This window comes from Microbulbifer harenosus, assembly GCF_005771435.1.
Classification (GTDB): domain Bacteria; phylum Pseudomonadota; class Gammaproteobacteria; order Pseudomonadales; family Cellvibrionaceae; genus Microbulbifer; species Microbulbifer harenosus.
In genome coordinates, this window is the sequence record NZ_VANI01000014.1 from 169,702 (window position 1) to 185,224 (window position 15,523).

Annotated in this window: 8 protein-coding genes; 2 read left to right on the plus strand and 6 right to left on the minus strand. The window is 58.2% G+C overall.

All coding sequences use genetic code 11. The features are described from left to right. Positions 1 to 20: 20 nt before the first annotated feature. From FDY93_RS13775 to FDY93_RS13785, 3 genes are all read right to left on the minus strand, one after another. Positions 21 to 476 (minus strand): Hsp20/alpha crystallin family protein, encoded by a 456-nt coding sequence (locus FDY93_RS13775; protein ID WP_138236330.1) that lies wholly within the window; start codon positions 474 to 476, stop codon positions 21 to 23. A 117-nt stretch (positions 477 to 593) separates the two neighbouring features. Continuing rightward, complete coding sequence (locus FDY93_RS13780; protein ID WP_171018986.1) at positions 594 to 9,107, minus strand: GH36-type glycosyl hydrolase domain-containing protein; 8,514 nt, start codon at positions 9,105 to 9,107, stop codon at positions 594 to 596. Positions 9,108 to 9,229: 122 nt separating this feature from the next. Further along, positions 9,230 to 10,219, minus strand: coding sequence for a universal stress protein (locus FDY93_RS13785; RefSeq protein ID WP_138236332.1), 990 nt, complete (start codon positions 10,217 to 10,219; stop codon positions 9,230 to 9,232). Positions 10,220 to 10,454: 235 nt separating this feature from the next. Between FDY93_RS13785 and ppsA the strand changes: the two genes are divergently transcribed. Continuing rightward, positions 10,455 to 12,872 (plus strand): phosphoenolpyruvate synthase, encoded by a 2,418-nt coding sequence (ppsA, locus tag FDY93_RS13790; protein ID WP_138236333.1) that lies wholly within the window; start codon positions 10,455 to 10,457, stop codon positions 12,870 to 12,872. A gap of 33 nt (positions 12,873 to 12,905) precedes the next feature. Here ppsA and FDY93_RS19495 read toward each other — a convergent pair whose 3' ends face one another. Then, a complete protein-coding gene (locus tag FDY93_RS19495; RefSeq protein ID WP_166214646.1) occupies positions 12,906 to 13,094 on the minus strand; it encodes a hypothetical protein in 189 nt (62 codons plus the stop codon). Between FDY93_RS19495 and FDY93_RS13795 the strand changes: the two genes are divergently transcribed. Continuing rightward, on the plus strand, positions 13,069 to 14,124 hold the full coding sequence (locus FDY93_RS13795; protein WP_246068581.1) for a TerC/Alx family metal homeostasis membrane protein: 1,056 nt from the start codon (positions 13,069 to 13,071) through the stop codon (positions 14,122 to 14,124). The genes FDY93_RS19495 and FDY93_RS13795 overlap by 26 nt on opposite strands. Before the next feature lie 203 nt (positions 14,125 to 14,327). Here the strand turns inward: FDY93_RS13795 and FDY93_RS13800 are convergent, their stop codons facing one another. Continuing rightward, the gene (locus tag FDY93_RS13800) at positions 14,328 to 14,675 is read right to left on the minus strand and encodes an AzlD domain-containing protein (protein WP_138236334.1); all 348 of its coding nucleotides are present in this window, start codon (positions 14,673 to 14,675) and stop codon (positions 14,328 to 14,330) included. Positions 14,676 to 14,703: 28 nt separating this feature from the next. After that, positions 14,704 to 15,411, minus strand: a complete 708-nt coding sequence (locus FDY93_RS13805; RefSeq protein WP_138236335.1) for an AzlC family ABC transporter permease — start codon at positions 15,409 to 15,411, stop codon at positions 14,704 to 14,706. Positions 15,412 to 15,523 lie beyond the last annotated feature (112 nt).

Sequence of the window (15,523 nt, forward strand, 5' to 3'; positions counted from 1 at the left end):
CCAGAATCTACTGCCTGAATCTACTGAATGTTAATCCGCTTTGGTTTCGAGACTTCCCGCTTGCCAATGGTCAAGGTAAGTACACCGTCCTTGCCCTTAGCGGAAATATTATCCGGGTCCGCGGTTTCAGGTAGGTTAAAACGCCGGTAGAAGGTGCCATGAGAGCACTCTGTGCGCATGTAACCTTCCTTTTTCTCTTCCTTTTCCCATTTGCGTTCGCCGCGTATTACCAGGCAGCCATTGTCGAGGGTGACCTCAATATCCTTTGGGTCCACGCCCGGAATGTCGGCTTTTACCAGGAAGTGGTCGTCTTCTTCCATCACATCCACGGATGGCCGCCACTGATGACCCGACATTTCACCCTCTTCTTCAAAGATCGAAGGCCAGCGATCCCCCATGGCCCGTGTAAGCTGATCAAAATCGTCCTGGAAACGATGCCAGATATCCGTTGGTCTTCTGCTGGATGGTAGTTTCATTTGGTTCATTCCTCAGTTAATCGGGGGCCTGCCCCGGCAAGTTGGCTGACGAAAAAATTATAGGAAAACACATCCGGTCTCCACATACCTGGTGCGCACACGACCGCCAAATTTCCGTTATCCGACGCGATCTGCCTGTGCGGTATCAAACACGCACACGACCTTGTGGGTCGCACCATCGTCGATGAGCGAGATATCCCCGGCGGGTACGTTTTCTCCGTCCACAGTCAACGCGGTGATTTCACCCAACGCCCCACCGCAATGTTGCACCTCGATGTGGTAGCGGCTGTTTCCGAAGCGCAGCGAGAGCTGGTACTGATTCCACGATTGCGGCAGGCAGGGCTGGATTTGCAGTCGGTTTCCGTCGCAGATTTTTATACCCAATAACGCTTCCAGGGCGCCGCGATACAGCCACCCGGACGCACCGGAATACCAGGTCCAGCCGCCGCGGCCGACGTGAGGCGCCACACCATATACGTCGCCGGCCAGTACATACGGCTCAGTGCGATAGCGCGCAACACCCGCCGCACTATCGGTGTGGGTTATCGGGTTTATCAGGCTGAACAGGTGGTGCGCACGCTCGGTGTGGCCGAGACCTGCGGCGGCCCATACCGACCAGGTGGCGGCATGTGTGTACTGGCCACCATTCTCGCGAATGCCCGGCGGATACCCCTTGATATAGCCAGGATCTTTTTTTGTTTTATCGAAGGCGGGTTTCAGCAACAGGATCTGTCTTGCATCTTCCTGAACCAAATGCTCATAGGCCGATGCCATGGCCTCTCGCGCGCGCTCGGTCGGCGATTCCTGAGACAGTACCGACCAGGTCTGCGCGATCAGATCAATCTTGCACTCGTCGCTTTGCTTGGAACCGACCGGTGTACCGTCGTCGTAATAGGCCCGCCGGTACCAGGCGCCATCCCAACCACTGTCTTCCACCTGCTGGCGGAAGTTCTCGCCGAGTCGCCGGTAGTAGTCAGCGAGGGCGCTATCGCCGATGTGTTCGCACAGAGGTGCCATGTCGCGGCACACCCGCAGCAGAAACCAGCCCATCCACACACTCTCACCGCGACCGGTTGTACTAATGCGGTTGAAGCCATCGTTCCAGTCACCGTTGCCAATGACCGGTAAGCCGTGTGGGCCGACCGCACTCGCTCTTTCAATGGCGCGGCAACAGTGCTCATAGAGGGAGCCGTATTCGTCGCTGGTATCGAAATCTGCATAGCGCTCGTGTTCGTCTTTCTGCAGTGGTGCGCCTTTGAGATAAGACACGGACTCGTCAAGGATCTCATAATCGCCCGTGTGGCGAATGTACTGTGCGGTAACGAACGGCAGCCACAGCAGATCATCGGAACAGCGGGTGCGCACACCGCGCAACGGATTCTCATGCCACCAGTGAAGTACATCGCCGTCCTGAAACTGGCGCGACGCAGCGCGCAGGATATGTTCACGGGTCCATTCCGGATGCGTCCACAATAGTGCTTGCACGTCCTGCAATTGATCGCGAAAACCAAATGCCCCGCTGGACTGATAGAAGCCACTGCGTCCCCACAGCCGGCAGGCGAGCGTCTGGTAAGGCAACCAGCGATTGACCATGAGCTCTGTGGCTTTGTCCGGAATCTCGACCTGTACACTGCCGAGGTAGTCTTCCCAGAATTGTTCGAAGGCCATGTCTGCAGCTTCCGCCCGCTGCGGTTGTCGAAATTCCTGAGCGAGTGCAAGTGCGTGGGCGCGGTCTGTCCCCTCGCCCATCACAAAATACACCAGCTGGGTTTCTCCCGGGCCCAGATCAATGTGCACCTGGTAGGCGGCGCAGGGATCGCCACCGCACTGCACACGCCCTGAGAGTCCGATGCGGAAGAGCGCCTGTGGCGCTTCCAGACCAACCGCGTCGCCGAGAAATTCGTGGCGGTCAGTGGTCAATCCGTGCGGAGGCAGATTGGAGGTAAGAAACGCTACCCCGGGTTTGGTATCGGGCACAAAGGCATTGCGGGCAAGAAGCGCGGCCGTTTCGGCATCGTATTCACACACCAGATATGGCCAACTGTTCGCTCTGACCAGCCCCTGAACCCACTCCACGTAGTATGTGGCGGTGAGCCGGCGCGGCCGATCCCAGCAGTTGGTGAGCGTCAGGCGCCCAATTTTTACCGGCGCTTCACGGTCCACTGTTATCCGCCAGATCTGCACAAGGCCATGGCTGTTGTGGTGGTATTCCGTATAACCCGCACCGTGGCGCACCTGGTAGGCACCGTCGCCGGGGCGCGGCGCCGGTGTGGGTGACCAGACCTCTGCGGACTCCTCATCCCGCAGGTACAGCACTTCTCCGCTGGGATCGCGTACCGGATCGTTGTTCCAGGTAGTCAACCGGTGCTCGCCGCTGTTGCCGGCCCAAGTGCAGCAGGAACCGCCCTCCGACACCAGGCAACCGAAGTCCGGATTGGCAATCACATTTACCCAGGGCGCCGGTGGGCGCTGGCCTGGCTCCAGGTGCAGAATGTACTCGCGCCCGTCCGCGGAGAAACCGCCGAGCCCGTTGTCGAACTGCAGATCCTGTGGGCGCACCAGTTCTGGTGTTGCTTGCGGCCTATGATCGGCCGGACCTACGGGCACAAACGGAGGAAGCGGCTGTTTTAGCGCCTGCCAGGCGGTTTCGGCTTTTTGCAACTGTGTGCGCACCGTACCCGCGCCGGAATCGAGCACCACCCGCGCAGCCGCGAGCAGTTGAATACGAGCTTCGCCAGACAGTTCCTGCCCTGGCACCATGACCACAACACCTGCCAGCTTGCGCAACGTGCGCCCGCGAACCTCCACAATCCGCTCCTGCAACCGATCGCGAATCTGCTGCTCGTAACCAGCCGACTCTTCGTCGATGATCACCAGGTCAATACCCACACCGCGCCCACACCAATAGGTATGTGCCTGCAATATTGGCTCCGCAAAATCGAGTTCATGGGAATTGCGGATATGAATTAACAAAATCGGGTTGTCGCCGGAAATACCCCGACTCCAGAGCGCGGGCTGAATATGGCGGCTGTGGGCGAGCACCCGGGACGGCGCCCGCAACGTTGACACCGGCGCAAGCACGGTCGACAGCAGATCCGCCATCCAGCGCATTTCACCGGCGGTGATATGAAGATTGCGCAGCTCCTGTTCAGACTGCATGCGCGCAAGATCAAACACCCAGCGCGCTTTTGGCCTTGAGCGATAGCCACTCAGCATCGACAGCAGTTCTCGGCGGGACTTGCTGATACCGGTCAGGTACACGACCTCAATTTCCGACTGGGGTGGAATCACCACTTCCTGTGCGGCAGCGATGACCGGATCAAGTACAGGCCCGGTCGTGCCGCTGAACCCCATCAGACCGTCCCGCATCGCTTTGGGATCCGCGGCGGTGCCGCCGCGTCCGAGAAAGCGCACGCGGTCTGTTTCCCACGCGAGTCTGTGGCGCACACCCGACTGAACCAATACGGAATGCGCAAGATAAATCGGTTTTTCGTTGCTGCCGCGCGGACGGCGCCGGTAAATCATCACCTGATCTTCCGGCAGGTACTGGCTTTCCACAAACAGCTTGGCAAATGCAGGGTGCCGCTGATCCTCGCGCTCCGGCGCCAACACCACCTCTGCAAAATCAGCCAGCAACAGGCGGCGCTCACGATTGCTCTCATTCTTGATGATCAGACGGCGCGCTTCCACATCGTGCTGTGAGCTCACGGCAATGTGCATCCGGCAGAAAAGTTCTGCTTCGCGGCGCTGGAATTCGACACTTTGCGGTGAAAAATGGGCGGTGCGCTGGCTTTGTTCCGCGCCGCATGGCGATTGGCCGACAGAGAACAAGTGATCACTATCAAGATCGCGCACATAGCAGAAACGCCCCCACTGGTGGTGCGTCGGATCCGGTTGCCAGCGCGTCAGCGCGATGTTGTTCCAGTAAGCACCGCCGGCGCCATCGGCGGCGAGTACCAGGGAATAATGCCCATTGGAGAGCAGGTTGTATTGCGGGAAACCCCGAGCCGGCGCGGCTGTCCAGGTTTCCAGCACCACTTCACTGTGGAAGCTGCGCATGACCCCCGGGCGACGCCAGGGCGTGAGAGCCTGCGGCGCAACCGGCATGCGCTCATGCAGCAGCGGTGTGATACCGGCAATGCGCACGTCGCTGTGGAAGCGACGCAACATAATGTCCCCGTGAAGAAAGTTGTTTACCGCCAGTAAAATCATTCCCTGGTGGTGGCTCATGTACGAGCGCACTGTGCGCGCGCGCCGCGGTGCCGGTTTGGCGGTGCGGCCAAAATCAATCGCCTCATGCAGCCCGAACTGGCCGTACCCTCCATGGCTGCGCAATTGCCGCAGGTTTGTCATCACCCGGTCCGGACAAAACGGCAACGCCATCATGGAAGCATAGGGTGCGATCACTAGTCGCTCGCCGAGATCCCGTTTAAAACCAATACCGGGCACACCAAAAGCGCGGTACTGATAGTGCAGATGGCTGTCGAGTTCATAGAAGCCCGATTCGGCAATCCCCCAGGGCACCCCGAAGCGGTCGGCAAAATCTCGATGAATATCAATGGCATTGCGACAGGCTCGCCCCATCAGACTATGATCGGGCGTTTCCATCAGGAGCCGCGGCATCAGATACTCAAATAATGTAGCGCTCCACGACATCAACGCCACCCGCCGCTGAATGTGGCGGAAAGGACGTTCCAGATGCCGCCAGTGCCGCGCGGGGATATCACCCTTGGCGATGGCGATGAACCCGGTCAGACGGGATTCGGAAGCCAACAAATCGTAATAGTTGGGGTCTAGGGCTGCGTCGTTGACGTTGTAGCCGATATGAAACAGGTGGCGATCCGAGTCGTAGAGGAAAGCGAAATCCATTTCCTCCGCCCAACCCACCGCCCGCGCAGCAAGCCGGGAAATATCACGACGGTAGCGCCCGGCGCTGTCTTGTGCCACGGCCAGTGCGCGCTGCATCTTGTCACACCAGGCATCGGTCTCTTGTTGTGCATGGTCACCAGCGCCGGCAAGCTCCCGTTGCAGCGCCCGCAACTGGTCTCCGGCACGTGTACAGACCGACGCCAGCGACGACAGAGTGATCGGCCCGCGCAACGTATCCGCCAGCGCCCGGAAATTCTCCGCAGTGAGGCTGCCCTCCTCCCGGCAAGCACGCGGCGGCGCAGCCAGCAGCCGTTGCCAGGGTTCGAGATTGTCCTCATAGCGCCTGGCGGCCACGGCATGCTGATGTAGTTCGTCGAGCCAGTGACGCAAACGCCCCAGGGATTCCGCACTGAAATCTTCATCGCGCTCGATCATCGTCAGGACCCGGTCCTGCAGCGAGGGCACTTCCTGCTCATAGACATCGTCAATAATTTTCCACCACGGATCTCGCTCGGCGCGCACTTCCAGACGGGCGCGCAATCCGGTGATCGTTTCGACAATCTCGCGCACTTCGACGGCCGCCGTATCTGGATCAGACGGCTGCAGCGTCTCCGCCACAATACCCAGGGTATCGGCGATACCCATCACTAACTGTCGACCGCTCAATTCCGTGTTGTGTAAAGAATTGAGGCCACTGGCAAGAGCCAGCAGACTGCCGGCGAGATTTCCGCTATCCACCGTGGATACGTAGCGCGGATTCAGTGGATGCAGCTCGCGGGTTTCATACCAGTTGAGGAAATGTCCCCGGTAACGCTGCAGGCCACGCATCCGCTCAAAGCTGTTGTTCAGACGAGCCAGCAGTTGTGTGAGGTCGAGATAACCAAAGTCATAAGCGCTGAGTGTGGCGAGGAGCCCGAGCCCGATATTGGTCGGGGATGTGCGTCGCGCGAGCACCGCAACGGGTTCTTCCTGGTAGTTATCCGGAGGGAGCCAATGATCATCCGGCCCCATGAAATGTTCAAAAAAATACCAGGTGCGCCGTGCCAGCAGTCGCAATTCCTGGGTGTCTTCTTCGGAGAGATCCGGTATGGCAATTTTGTGCGGGCGATTAATGCGCAGCGCCAGCGACGGCAGTAACAACCACACGAGAAGTAGCGGCGCCGCCACCAACAGGCTGGCGGGGGCGGAAACTGCCAGCCAGACTATGATGCCCGCTGCCAGTACCGGCGCTATCCAGAGTTCACGCCAACACTTGATGGCCGCATTGTTATTCCCGATCGCTCTGTTTATATGCGCGGCCGACGTCCACTGCAGAAGATGCTTGTGAGAGATACCGAGCCGGTACAGCGTTCGCACAATGGCATCGAGCGAGTTCAGTGACTGAGCTGGAAGCAACGCCAGCGACAGCAACCAGTGCAAGGCGCGTTGGTGCAACGCGGCGGGCCCCGCGCCCAGATGACGGCGTACGCGGCGCGGATCGGCCACACACCGCCACAGTAAAGAAAGCAGTTCAAGCCACAGCGGTGCGGCGGACAGCAACAGCAAACCACATGTCCAGCCCCAGGCCGTGCCGGGCAGGACGCCGCTCCAGGCCAGAACAAACAGCAGTAGCAGACTGGGTGCTTCCAGGCTGCGACGCAGATTATCCGCGACTTTCCAGCGGTGAATAGCGGGGAGCGGATTCAGTATTTTCTCGCCACCTTCAATACTGACCCGCTTGCACAACCACGGCAGCAGTTGCCAGTCGCCGCGAATCCAGCGGTGCGAGCGACGCAGCAGCGCGAGTATGTTCGGAGGGTACTGCTCGTAAAACACCGAATCCGAAAGCAGTGCGGCGCCGCCGATGGCTCCTTCGAGCAGATCGTGGCTCAGGATCGCATTCTGCGACAACTGCCCGGCCAGGGTGCCGGAAAACACCCGTGGATCGTAAATGCCCTTTCCGGCAAATATCGCTTCGCCGAACAGGTCCTGATACGCGTCAGAAACCGCGTGTGTGTAAATATCCACAGTGCGGTCACCGGAGAAAATCTCACTGAAAACCGTATCCGCAGCGCCAACGGGATCGGTTTCCAGGCGCGGCTGCAGGAAACCGTGGCCTGCCACAACCCGGCGACTGCGCTCATCGATGACAGCGTGGTTCAACGGATGCGCCATGGTGGCGATAAGCCGTGCCGCTGTACCCGGCGGCATTTGGCTGTCGGCATCAAGAGTGATAACAAGCTGAATTTTTTGCAGTTCATGCCGGTCACCGGTGCCACTGATGAAACTGTGATCCTCGTGGCCTCGTATCAGGCGATTGAATTCCAGCAGTTTGCCGCGTTTTCGCTCCCATCCCATCCAGCAGTTTTCCGCCGGGTTCCAACGCCGTTCACGGTGCAATAACAGAAATGGCGCCCGGCCCTCGCTGTCGGAATAGCGTTGATTCAGGTTGTCGACCGCTTCCCGTGCGGCCTGCAATAGCACCTCGTCTTTGTGGTGAATCTGGCTTGGTGCATCGGAAAAGTCGCTCAGCACGATATACACCAGGTTTCGGTCACCATTATTGAGGTAATTGATTTCAAGGCACTGCAGTACCCTTGCGATGTCTTCTTCATCTGCGAACAATACGGGCATGACCACGGCGGTGCGATACTCCGCCGGCACGCCTCGTTCAAAATCCATCTTCGGCAGTTTACGGGGAGGGAGGCCATGGGTTATTAGCCCATTCAACAGCGCCAGCGCGACACCTACCAGCAGTACTCCCGCCGCCGCGAGCGTCAGCAGTGCAACTAGGGGGGCAGTGCCTTTCCCAAACAGATACACTGCCAGCAAGAGAATGGGCGGAACAGAAAACAGTGCCAAGGTGCCAAAGTAGAATCCGGATGCGTGATCAAGCAGCTTTTGATGAAGCCTCTGATAGGGCTCGGCGTGGTAGCCGACCGCCTCCTCCAACGCTGTGTGCCCTTCTCCGATCAGGTAATAGCCTACATGACGCCGGCGAACATCCTCCGTTTCTTGTTCGCAAAGCCTGAGCACCTGCTCGGCAACACGATGCTCGGCCAGCGCGCTGCCGCGAGAGAGCATCTCGACGACACCGCTATACTGGTCTCGGGTTTCGAAATCCATTTTGTCGTATGCGCCGGTAGGATCGGCTGCCAGTATTCGTTCAACGCGACTCAGGGATTCAACGAATTTTCGCCAGTCGTGGGTACGCAATTCGCGAAGACTGATAACCACGCTGGCGATGCCGACGCTTTCTGCATCGGCTCCTGTCTCAACCTGTGTAAGTGCCACGTCGGCAAACTGTACCAGCTGATCCAGCAGGCTCAGGCGCAGTAAAGCCGCCAGTGCCCACAGTTCGCCAGTGGTGAGAATGCACTCGTTCTGATAGAAGTCGACAAGTTCGTATACCGTTTCAAGATCCAGCGGCTGCCGGACAGGACCAATCAGTGCCACAGCGAGCGCATGTGCGCGTAGATCCACCCCACCGTCTTCGGCGGCAATCTTGGGTAACTGCCGGAGATACTTGCGCGGCAGGGATTCGCGCACGAGTTCGAGGGCTTCCTGCACGACATGGCGGTTATCCAGCAACCACTCTTCGCTGCGGCTTCCTTTTTCACCACTTTCCACACGGGCAGACAGACGCTGATAAATACGCTGAAATTCCTGTTCCAGACGCCGTAGTTGTGTGCGCAGAGGGTAGTAGCGTGCGGAGGAAACCAGGTGCCGGTGGCGCCGCGACAAAGCCAGGATATCGTCATGGCGTTGGCGGTCATCATCCACGGCGGGATCATTTTCCCTATCTGCGTCTACAGAGACCGGCGGTACCGGGCTTCGGGATACATATTTGCGCGAGAAAAATTTGCGCGCACGGCTGAATCGGTCAGATTTTCCACGGCGCAATTTCATGAATGTGCAGAACCATCTTGTGCTAGTGCCAAATGGGACTGCTGGCAGAACTCACCGCCGGTGCGCAACGACTGCAACTGGGCATCGGGCAAGTCCTGAAAAACGAGGACCGGAAGATTGCTTTGACAAATAACCGTGTGGCAAAGCGTTCCTGTAACCTGTTGCGCGCCGGTGTGCCAGTCGTGGGCGCTCATGGCGATCAGATCAACCCCCTCTTCAGCCGCCGTTGCGTATATACGTTCGGCAACATTCTGCGCAATTAGAAGCCGCGGTCGCACCTTAATACCATTTTTCAACTGATTGGCAATCTCTTCCAGATATGCCTCGGCGGCACGTCGGTTACACTCGACGAATTTCTCGCGTGTTGCGTGTTCCTCACGGGTGATTGGCATTCGCCTCGGCATTTCCGGTACCGCAATTACCTGCAGCAAAATGATCTCTACTTCCTGTCCTCGCATAAGCGAGGCCACATGGCACGCTACCCACTCCGAACGAGGAGAACCATCCATGGACACCAAGATACGTTTGTACGCCGTTTTCTCTTCCGCCAGGGACGCTTCCCCCGGCCGCACAACCAGGAAAGAGCGACCGGCACCAGAAAAGACCTTCTGCGCCGTGCTGCCGAAATCGAAACGGCTGATACCCCCTTTCCCGTAAGCTGTGATTACCACAAGGTCGATAGAATTTTTTTCACAGTATTCAACGATCTGCTCCGCAGGGCGCCCCTCCACAATGGCCAGCGTCACATCAACGCCCTGAGCGGTAATTTTTTCTGATACCCCGTTCAGATAGCTGCGTATTTCCGCCCGTCGCAAGCGCCAGTCTACGGGGTCGGCACAGTGTTCATCGACATGTGAGGGGGGTTTCTGCACATGCAACAAGTGAATATCAGCGCCGCATTGACGCGCCAGTGAGACTGCATCGGTTATGGCCTGTTCAGCCAGTGCGGAACTATCCAGCGGCAACAGTATGTGCTTGAAAGGCATAGTGGCTCCCCCGAGCGAATCGGCAGCAATATCGTCGGTGATAAGTTATCTTCAGGTCTGACACAGGCGCCGGCGGAGTTATACGAGCATATCCTGCTCCGTTTATACCGGTGTCCAGTAAGTGAAATGCGGGAAATCAAAACGCGCTTAGAGCTTAGCTCGACTATTTTGAGAAATACAAAAATTCCCCTAACTCAAGTGCAGATGTGCGCCATAACCCGGGAGCACTTTCCGTATGAAAGATCACCAGTACATTCGATGGTTCAAGGACATCGGCCTGGCCAATCTCGCTGAAGTCGGTGGCAAGACTGCCTCGCTGGGTGAAATATACCGTTCGCTTCAGCCCTTGGGCATACGCGTTCCCAACGGATTCGCGATCACATCCGCCGCTTACCGCGACATGCTTGATCGCGCCGATGCCTGGGGGGCACTGCGATCGGTTCTGAAAACAAGTACCGACGGTGATCCCGGTCAACAACACGACGCTGCCAAACAGGCGCGGAGCATCGTCTACGAAGCGGGATTGCCCGACGAACTAGTGCAGCAAATCACAGCTGCCTACATCGAACTGTGCGAGCAGTATGGGCCTGATCTGCGCGTAGCGGTGCGTAGCTCAGCCACAGCGGAAGATTTACCTGACGCGAGTTTTGCCGGTCAACACGACAGTTTTCTCAACATCGGTAACAAGGAAGGTCTGCTGGAGGCTTGTCGGAAATGTTTCGCCTCGTTGTTTACTGCACGGGCAATCAGTTATCGCGAAAAAAACGGGTTTGACCACTTCAAAGTATCGCTCGCTATCGCCGTCATGAAAATGGTGCGCGCCGATCTTGCCTCAAGCGGAGTGATGTTTTCCCTGGATACGGATAGCGGCTTCCGCGATGTCGTGTTTATTACTTCGGCATATGGCCTCGGAGAGAATATCGTTCAGGGTACCGTGGACCCAGATGAGTTCTATGTCCATAAACCCACGTTCGCCCTCGGGCATCGCTGTGTACTGCGCCGGCAACTGGGCGCCAAACAGCAGACACTGGTGTGCGATGACGATATCAACAGCCAGAAACTGCACAATATCGACACCCCCGAGGTTAAGGGGGGCCGCTTTAGCCTGAGCGATGACGACGTATTGACCCTCGCACACTATGCAATTGAAACCGAAAATCACTACAGCGCGCAGCGCGGCGCGCCCTGCCCGATGGATCTGGAGTGGGCCAAAGACGGTGACGACGGCCAGTTGTACCTGTTGCAGGCGCGCCCGGAAACTGTCGCCTCACGGAAACCGCGCAACCTGCTGAAACGCTATCACTTGCGCGACAAGCCGGATAAGGCTGCACTGTTGGCCAGCGGGCGCGCCATCGGCAGCGCCATTGCCAGCGGTACGGTTCGCCGCGTGGCCGACGTGAGCGCGCTGTCGTCATTCCGCGATGGCGAGATCCTGTTCGCGGAAAGCACCAGTCCCGATTGGGGCCCTGCGATGCGGCGCGCGGCGGCGCTGGTCACCGAGCGCGGCGGGCGCACCTGCCATGCCGCCATTGTTGCCCGGGAATTCGGCATTCCTGCTATTGTCGGTATCGGCAGTGACCACCAGCTGGACGACGGCGCTTTGGTGACGCTGTCCTGTGCCGAAGGGGATACCGGTCGGGTCTACCGCGGTGAAATTCCCTTTGAGGTGACCACCACCCAGCTCGACCAGCTGCCGACACCCAAAACAAAAGTGATGATCAATCTCGGCAGTCCGGAACAGGCATTCCGGTTGAGCGCGCTGCCCTGTAACGGTGTCGGCCTCGCGCGTATGGAATTTATTGTCAACGAATACATCAAGGCGCACCCGATGGCGCTGGCGTGTCCGGACAAGGTCCCGGAAGAAAGCGCGCGCCAGGCACTGAAAGCCCTGACCGAACACTATGCCAGTGGAGCCGATTTCTTTATCCAGAAACTCTCCGAAGGCATCGGCACCATCGCCGCCGCTTTTTATCCGCGCCCGGTGATCGTGCGCACCTCGGACTTCAAGACCAATGAATACGCACGTCTGATCGGCGGCAGCCACTTCGAGCCCCACGAGGAGAACCCGATGCTCGGCTTTCGCGGTGCCGCGCGCTATGCGCATCCCGCCTACGCGGAGGGCTTTGCGCTGGAATGCGCGGCACTCAAACGCGCGCGCGAGGATATGGGGCTGACCAACATCAAGGTGATGATTCCCTTCTGCCGTCGCATTCCCGAGGGCGAGCAGGTATTGCAGGCCATGGCGGAGCACGGCCTCAGGCAGGGCAACAACGGTCTCGATGTCTATGTGATGTGTGAAATACCGAACAACGTGGTGCAGATCGACGCCTTCAGCCAATTGTTCGATGGCATCTCCATCGGCTCCAACGACCTCACGCAACTGGTACTCGGTGTGGACCGCGATTCCGATGTCGTCGCGTTTGATTTCGACGAGCGGGACCCCGGGGTAATGGAAATGATCCGCCTCGCCGTGGAGGGCGCACAGCGCAATGGCATTCCCGCGGGTATCTGCGGTGAAGCCCCATCCAACTATCCTGAAGTGGCGGAGTATCTGGTGAAACTGGGCATCACCTCCATCAGCCTCAGCCCCGATGCGTTGCTGCGCACCATCGAAAAAGTGGTGGTAATAGAACAGCAGGAACAGGTCAGCTAGCAGCTATTGGCTGGGTCCGTATTCATTCAATGATCAGAGCGAGGCGATCACCATGCACGCAACCAACTGGTATCCCAAGCTCGCCAAATCAGCGGCGCGTTTCTGCGGTCGGCCAAAAATATTTGCGCCCGCCGTCGCGACCACCTTGCTATGGGCCATCGCCGGATAACTGGTAGATATGCTGGCAATACCGCCCATGATCTGGATCTGGATTGCATTCATCGCGTTTGTGCTGCTAATGCTGGCTCTGGACCTAGGTGTGTTTCATCGCCACGCCCACGAGGTTAATTTGCGCGAAGCGATGCTGTGGTCGGCGGTCTGGATAACCCTGGGTTTGCTGTTTTCCGTCTTCGTCTGCTTTGCTTACGACGCCAAACTGTTTGGACTGGGTACCGAGCCCGACGCGGTCGATGGCCTGTTGAACAGCGGCGCCAGTGCCACCCAGAAATATCTACTTGGCTACGTGATTGAAAAGTCCCTCAGTGTGGACAATATCTTCGTCATCGCGATCATTTTCGATTACTTCCACATACCGAGAAAGCATCAGCACCGGGTACTTTTCTGGGGCATCCTCGGCGCACTGGTACTGCGCGGACTCATGATCGCGCTGGGCGCCAGGCTGGTGGCGGAATTCCACTGGATTCTCTACTTGTTCGCGATTTTCCTGATTCTGACCGCGCTAAAAATACTGCTGCTAAAGTCCGATTCCCCAAATCCCGGCCGCAATCTTTTGGTGAGGCTGATCCGGCGCATCGTTCCGGTCACCGAGCGATTGTACGGTCAGCGCTTTATGCTGCGCGCGTCAACCATCGTTGCCCTCGCGGCCGGAAGGCAGGACGGTCAGGATCCAGCGGTAGCACAACTGCCTCCAGGCAAACTCCTGTTGACGCCGCTTGCGCTGGCACTGATCGTCGTCGAGACAAGCGACGTGATTTTCGCGATCGATTCCATCCCCGCCATTTTTGCCATCACGGCCGATCCGTTCCTGGTGTTCACCAGTAATGTGTTTGCGATCCTCGGCCTGCGCTCATTGTACTTCGCCTTGTCCGCCGTTATCGCCAGGTTCCATTACCTGAAAACCGCGCTGGCACTGGTGTTGATAGTCGTGGGCATAAAAATGCTGCTGGCAGACTGGTTACATGCACTGGTCGGGTCACACTTCAATCTGTATCTGCTGGTGGTGGTGCTGGCGATTCTCGCATCCGGCGTACTGGTGTCCCTGATCGTAGAGAATCGCACCAGACAGAAATAGCATCCTGTGGATACAACGCGACAATATGAATGCGAGAGGGATTTTCCGATCCACAGCAATAGCCTCCCGAGCGCATAGTGACGGTCGCGGAAGATGTGCCGGTCCATTGTGCGGCTGGTGGACTGCAGGGGTTCCACCGTTAAAGTAAAGGTCACGCTAGGCACACTTTGACACATGGTCGCCGCAACACATTCGCCATCCCATCACACAATGGCATTTGCCAGGATGATCACCACCCCATAGGACGCGACACCGACAAACACCGGCCATCCCAGCGATCTGGTCCAGCGCCACACCAACAGGGTCACCATGGCACCCAGCGCCGTCGCGAGCCAGGATGCGAGGCCGGCCTCTCCCGGCACAAGCGATACTCCAAACATAGCCGCGATCATCAGCGGTCCAAGCACACTGAGCCAGGTGGGCATGGATTCCAGCGTATTTTTTGCTTTGCGTTGAACCAGATGGCGCTGCATCCACACCAGTGGCAGGGCCCGCAAAAGAAAGGTTCCAAGTGCGCATGCAAGCAACGCAACCCAGACACCAATGTTCATTCCGCTATTCATTCCGTCGCGTCCTCCACTACCTGAGCGCGCCCATGCCGAAAAAGACCACAGCCCCAGCGACGGCTGCTACCGGAATCGCCGCGTTGGTCATACCCATCAGGGTAAACAACAGGGCAACCACTGCGGTACAGCCCAGTGCCAACGACCACAGCCACGACGTAAACCGCGGGGCCAGCAGCACCAGAAACAGCGCCGGCAACGCAAACGGCATAACGTCGCCAAGCAGCGGCCACTGCTGTGTCAGTTCCTTACCGGCAATGGCGCCCACTGCGGTACCGCCAATCCAGCTGAACCAGGCCACCAGCATTGCGCCGATAAACCATCCCAGGCGGTCAGCAGACGGCAGCTGCGGCAGCCGGGTATGGGCCAGTGCAAAGATCTGGTCTGTTAGACCATGCATCAGCCACGGCCACAAACGGCTGGTCGAAAGCCATGGCGCCAGATTGGGTCCATAGACGACATGGCGGGCATTGATCAGCAACGTCATCACCACGACGAACCAAAGAGGCGCGCCCGAGGCGATCATCGCCACAAACAAAAATTGCGATGCACCGGCATAGACCAGTGTCGAGATTGCCACCGCTTCCCAGCTGCTGAAACCAGACTGTAGCGCAATCAGCCCAAATGAAATGGCCACCGGGATATACCCCCCCAGCAACGGGATGGATTCGCGGGCCCCCAGAAGCAACGAATGGTAATTTGAGGTGGCGACTTGCTGGCTCACAGAGTGCCACCTTTATACAGGTCGACAATTGTGTTCAGGTTGCGGTCATGTCGACCGTCGCGGAAATGCCATCTCCTCGTGTCGAGAGACGAATTACTCACGGGTACCTCTT

Coding starts and splice junctions, on each gene's coding strand:
- FDY93_RS13800 (WP_138236334.1), bottom strand. CDS start 14,675: ATGAACATTGGTGTCTGGGTTGCGTTGCTTGCATGCGCACTTGGAACC.
- FDY93_RS13775 (WP_138236330.1), bottom strand. CDS start 476: ATGAAACTACCATCCAGCAGAAGACCAACGGATATCTGGCATCGTTTC.
- FDY93_RS19495 (WP_166214646.1), bottom strand. CDS start 13,094: ATGAATGCAATCCAGATCCAGATCATGGGCGGTATTGCCAGCATATCT.
- FDY93_RS13785 (WP_138236332.1), bottom strand. CDS start 10,219: ATGCCTTTCAAGCACATACTGTTGCCGCTGGATAGTTCCGCACTGGCT.
- FDY93_RS13795 (WP_246068581.1), top strand. CDS start 13,069: ATGATCTGGATCTGGATTGCATTCATCGCGTTTGTGCTGCTAATGCTG.
- ppsA (WP_138236333.1), top strand. CDS start 10,455: ATGAAAGATCACCAGTACATTCGATGGTTCAAGGACATCGGCCTGGCC.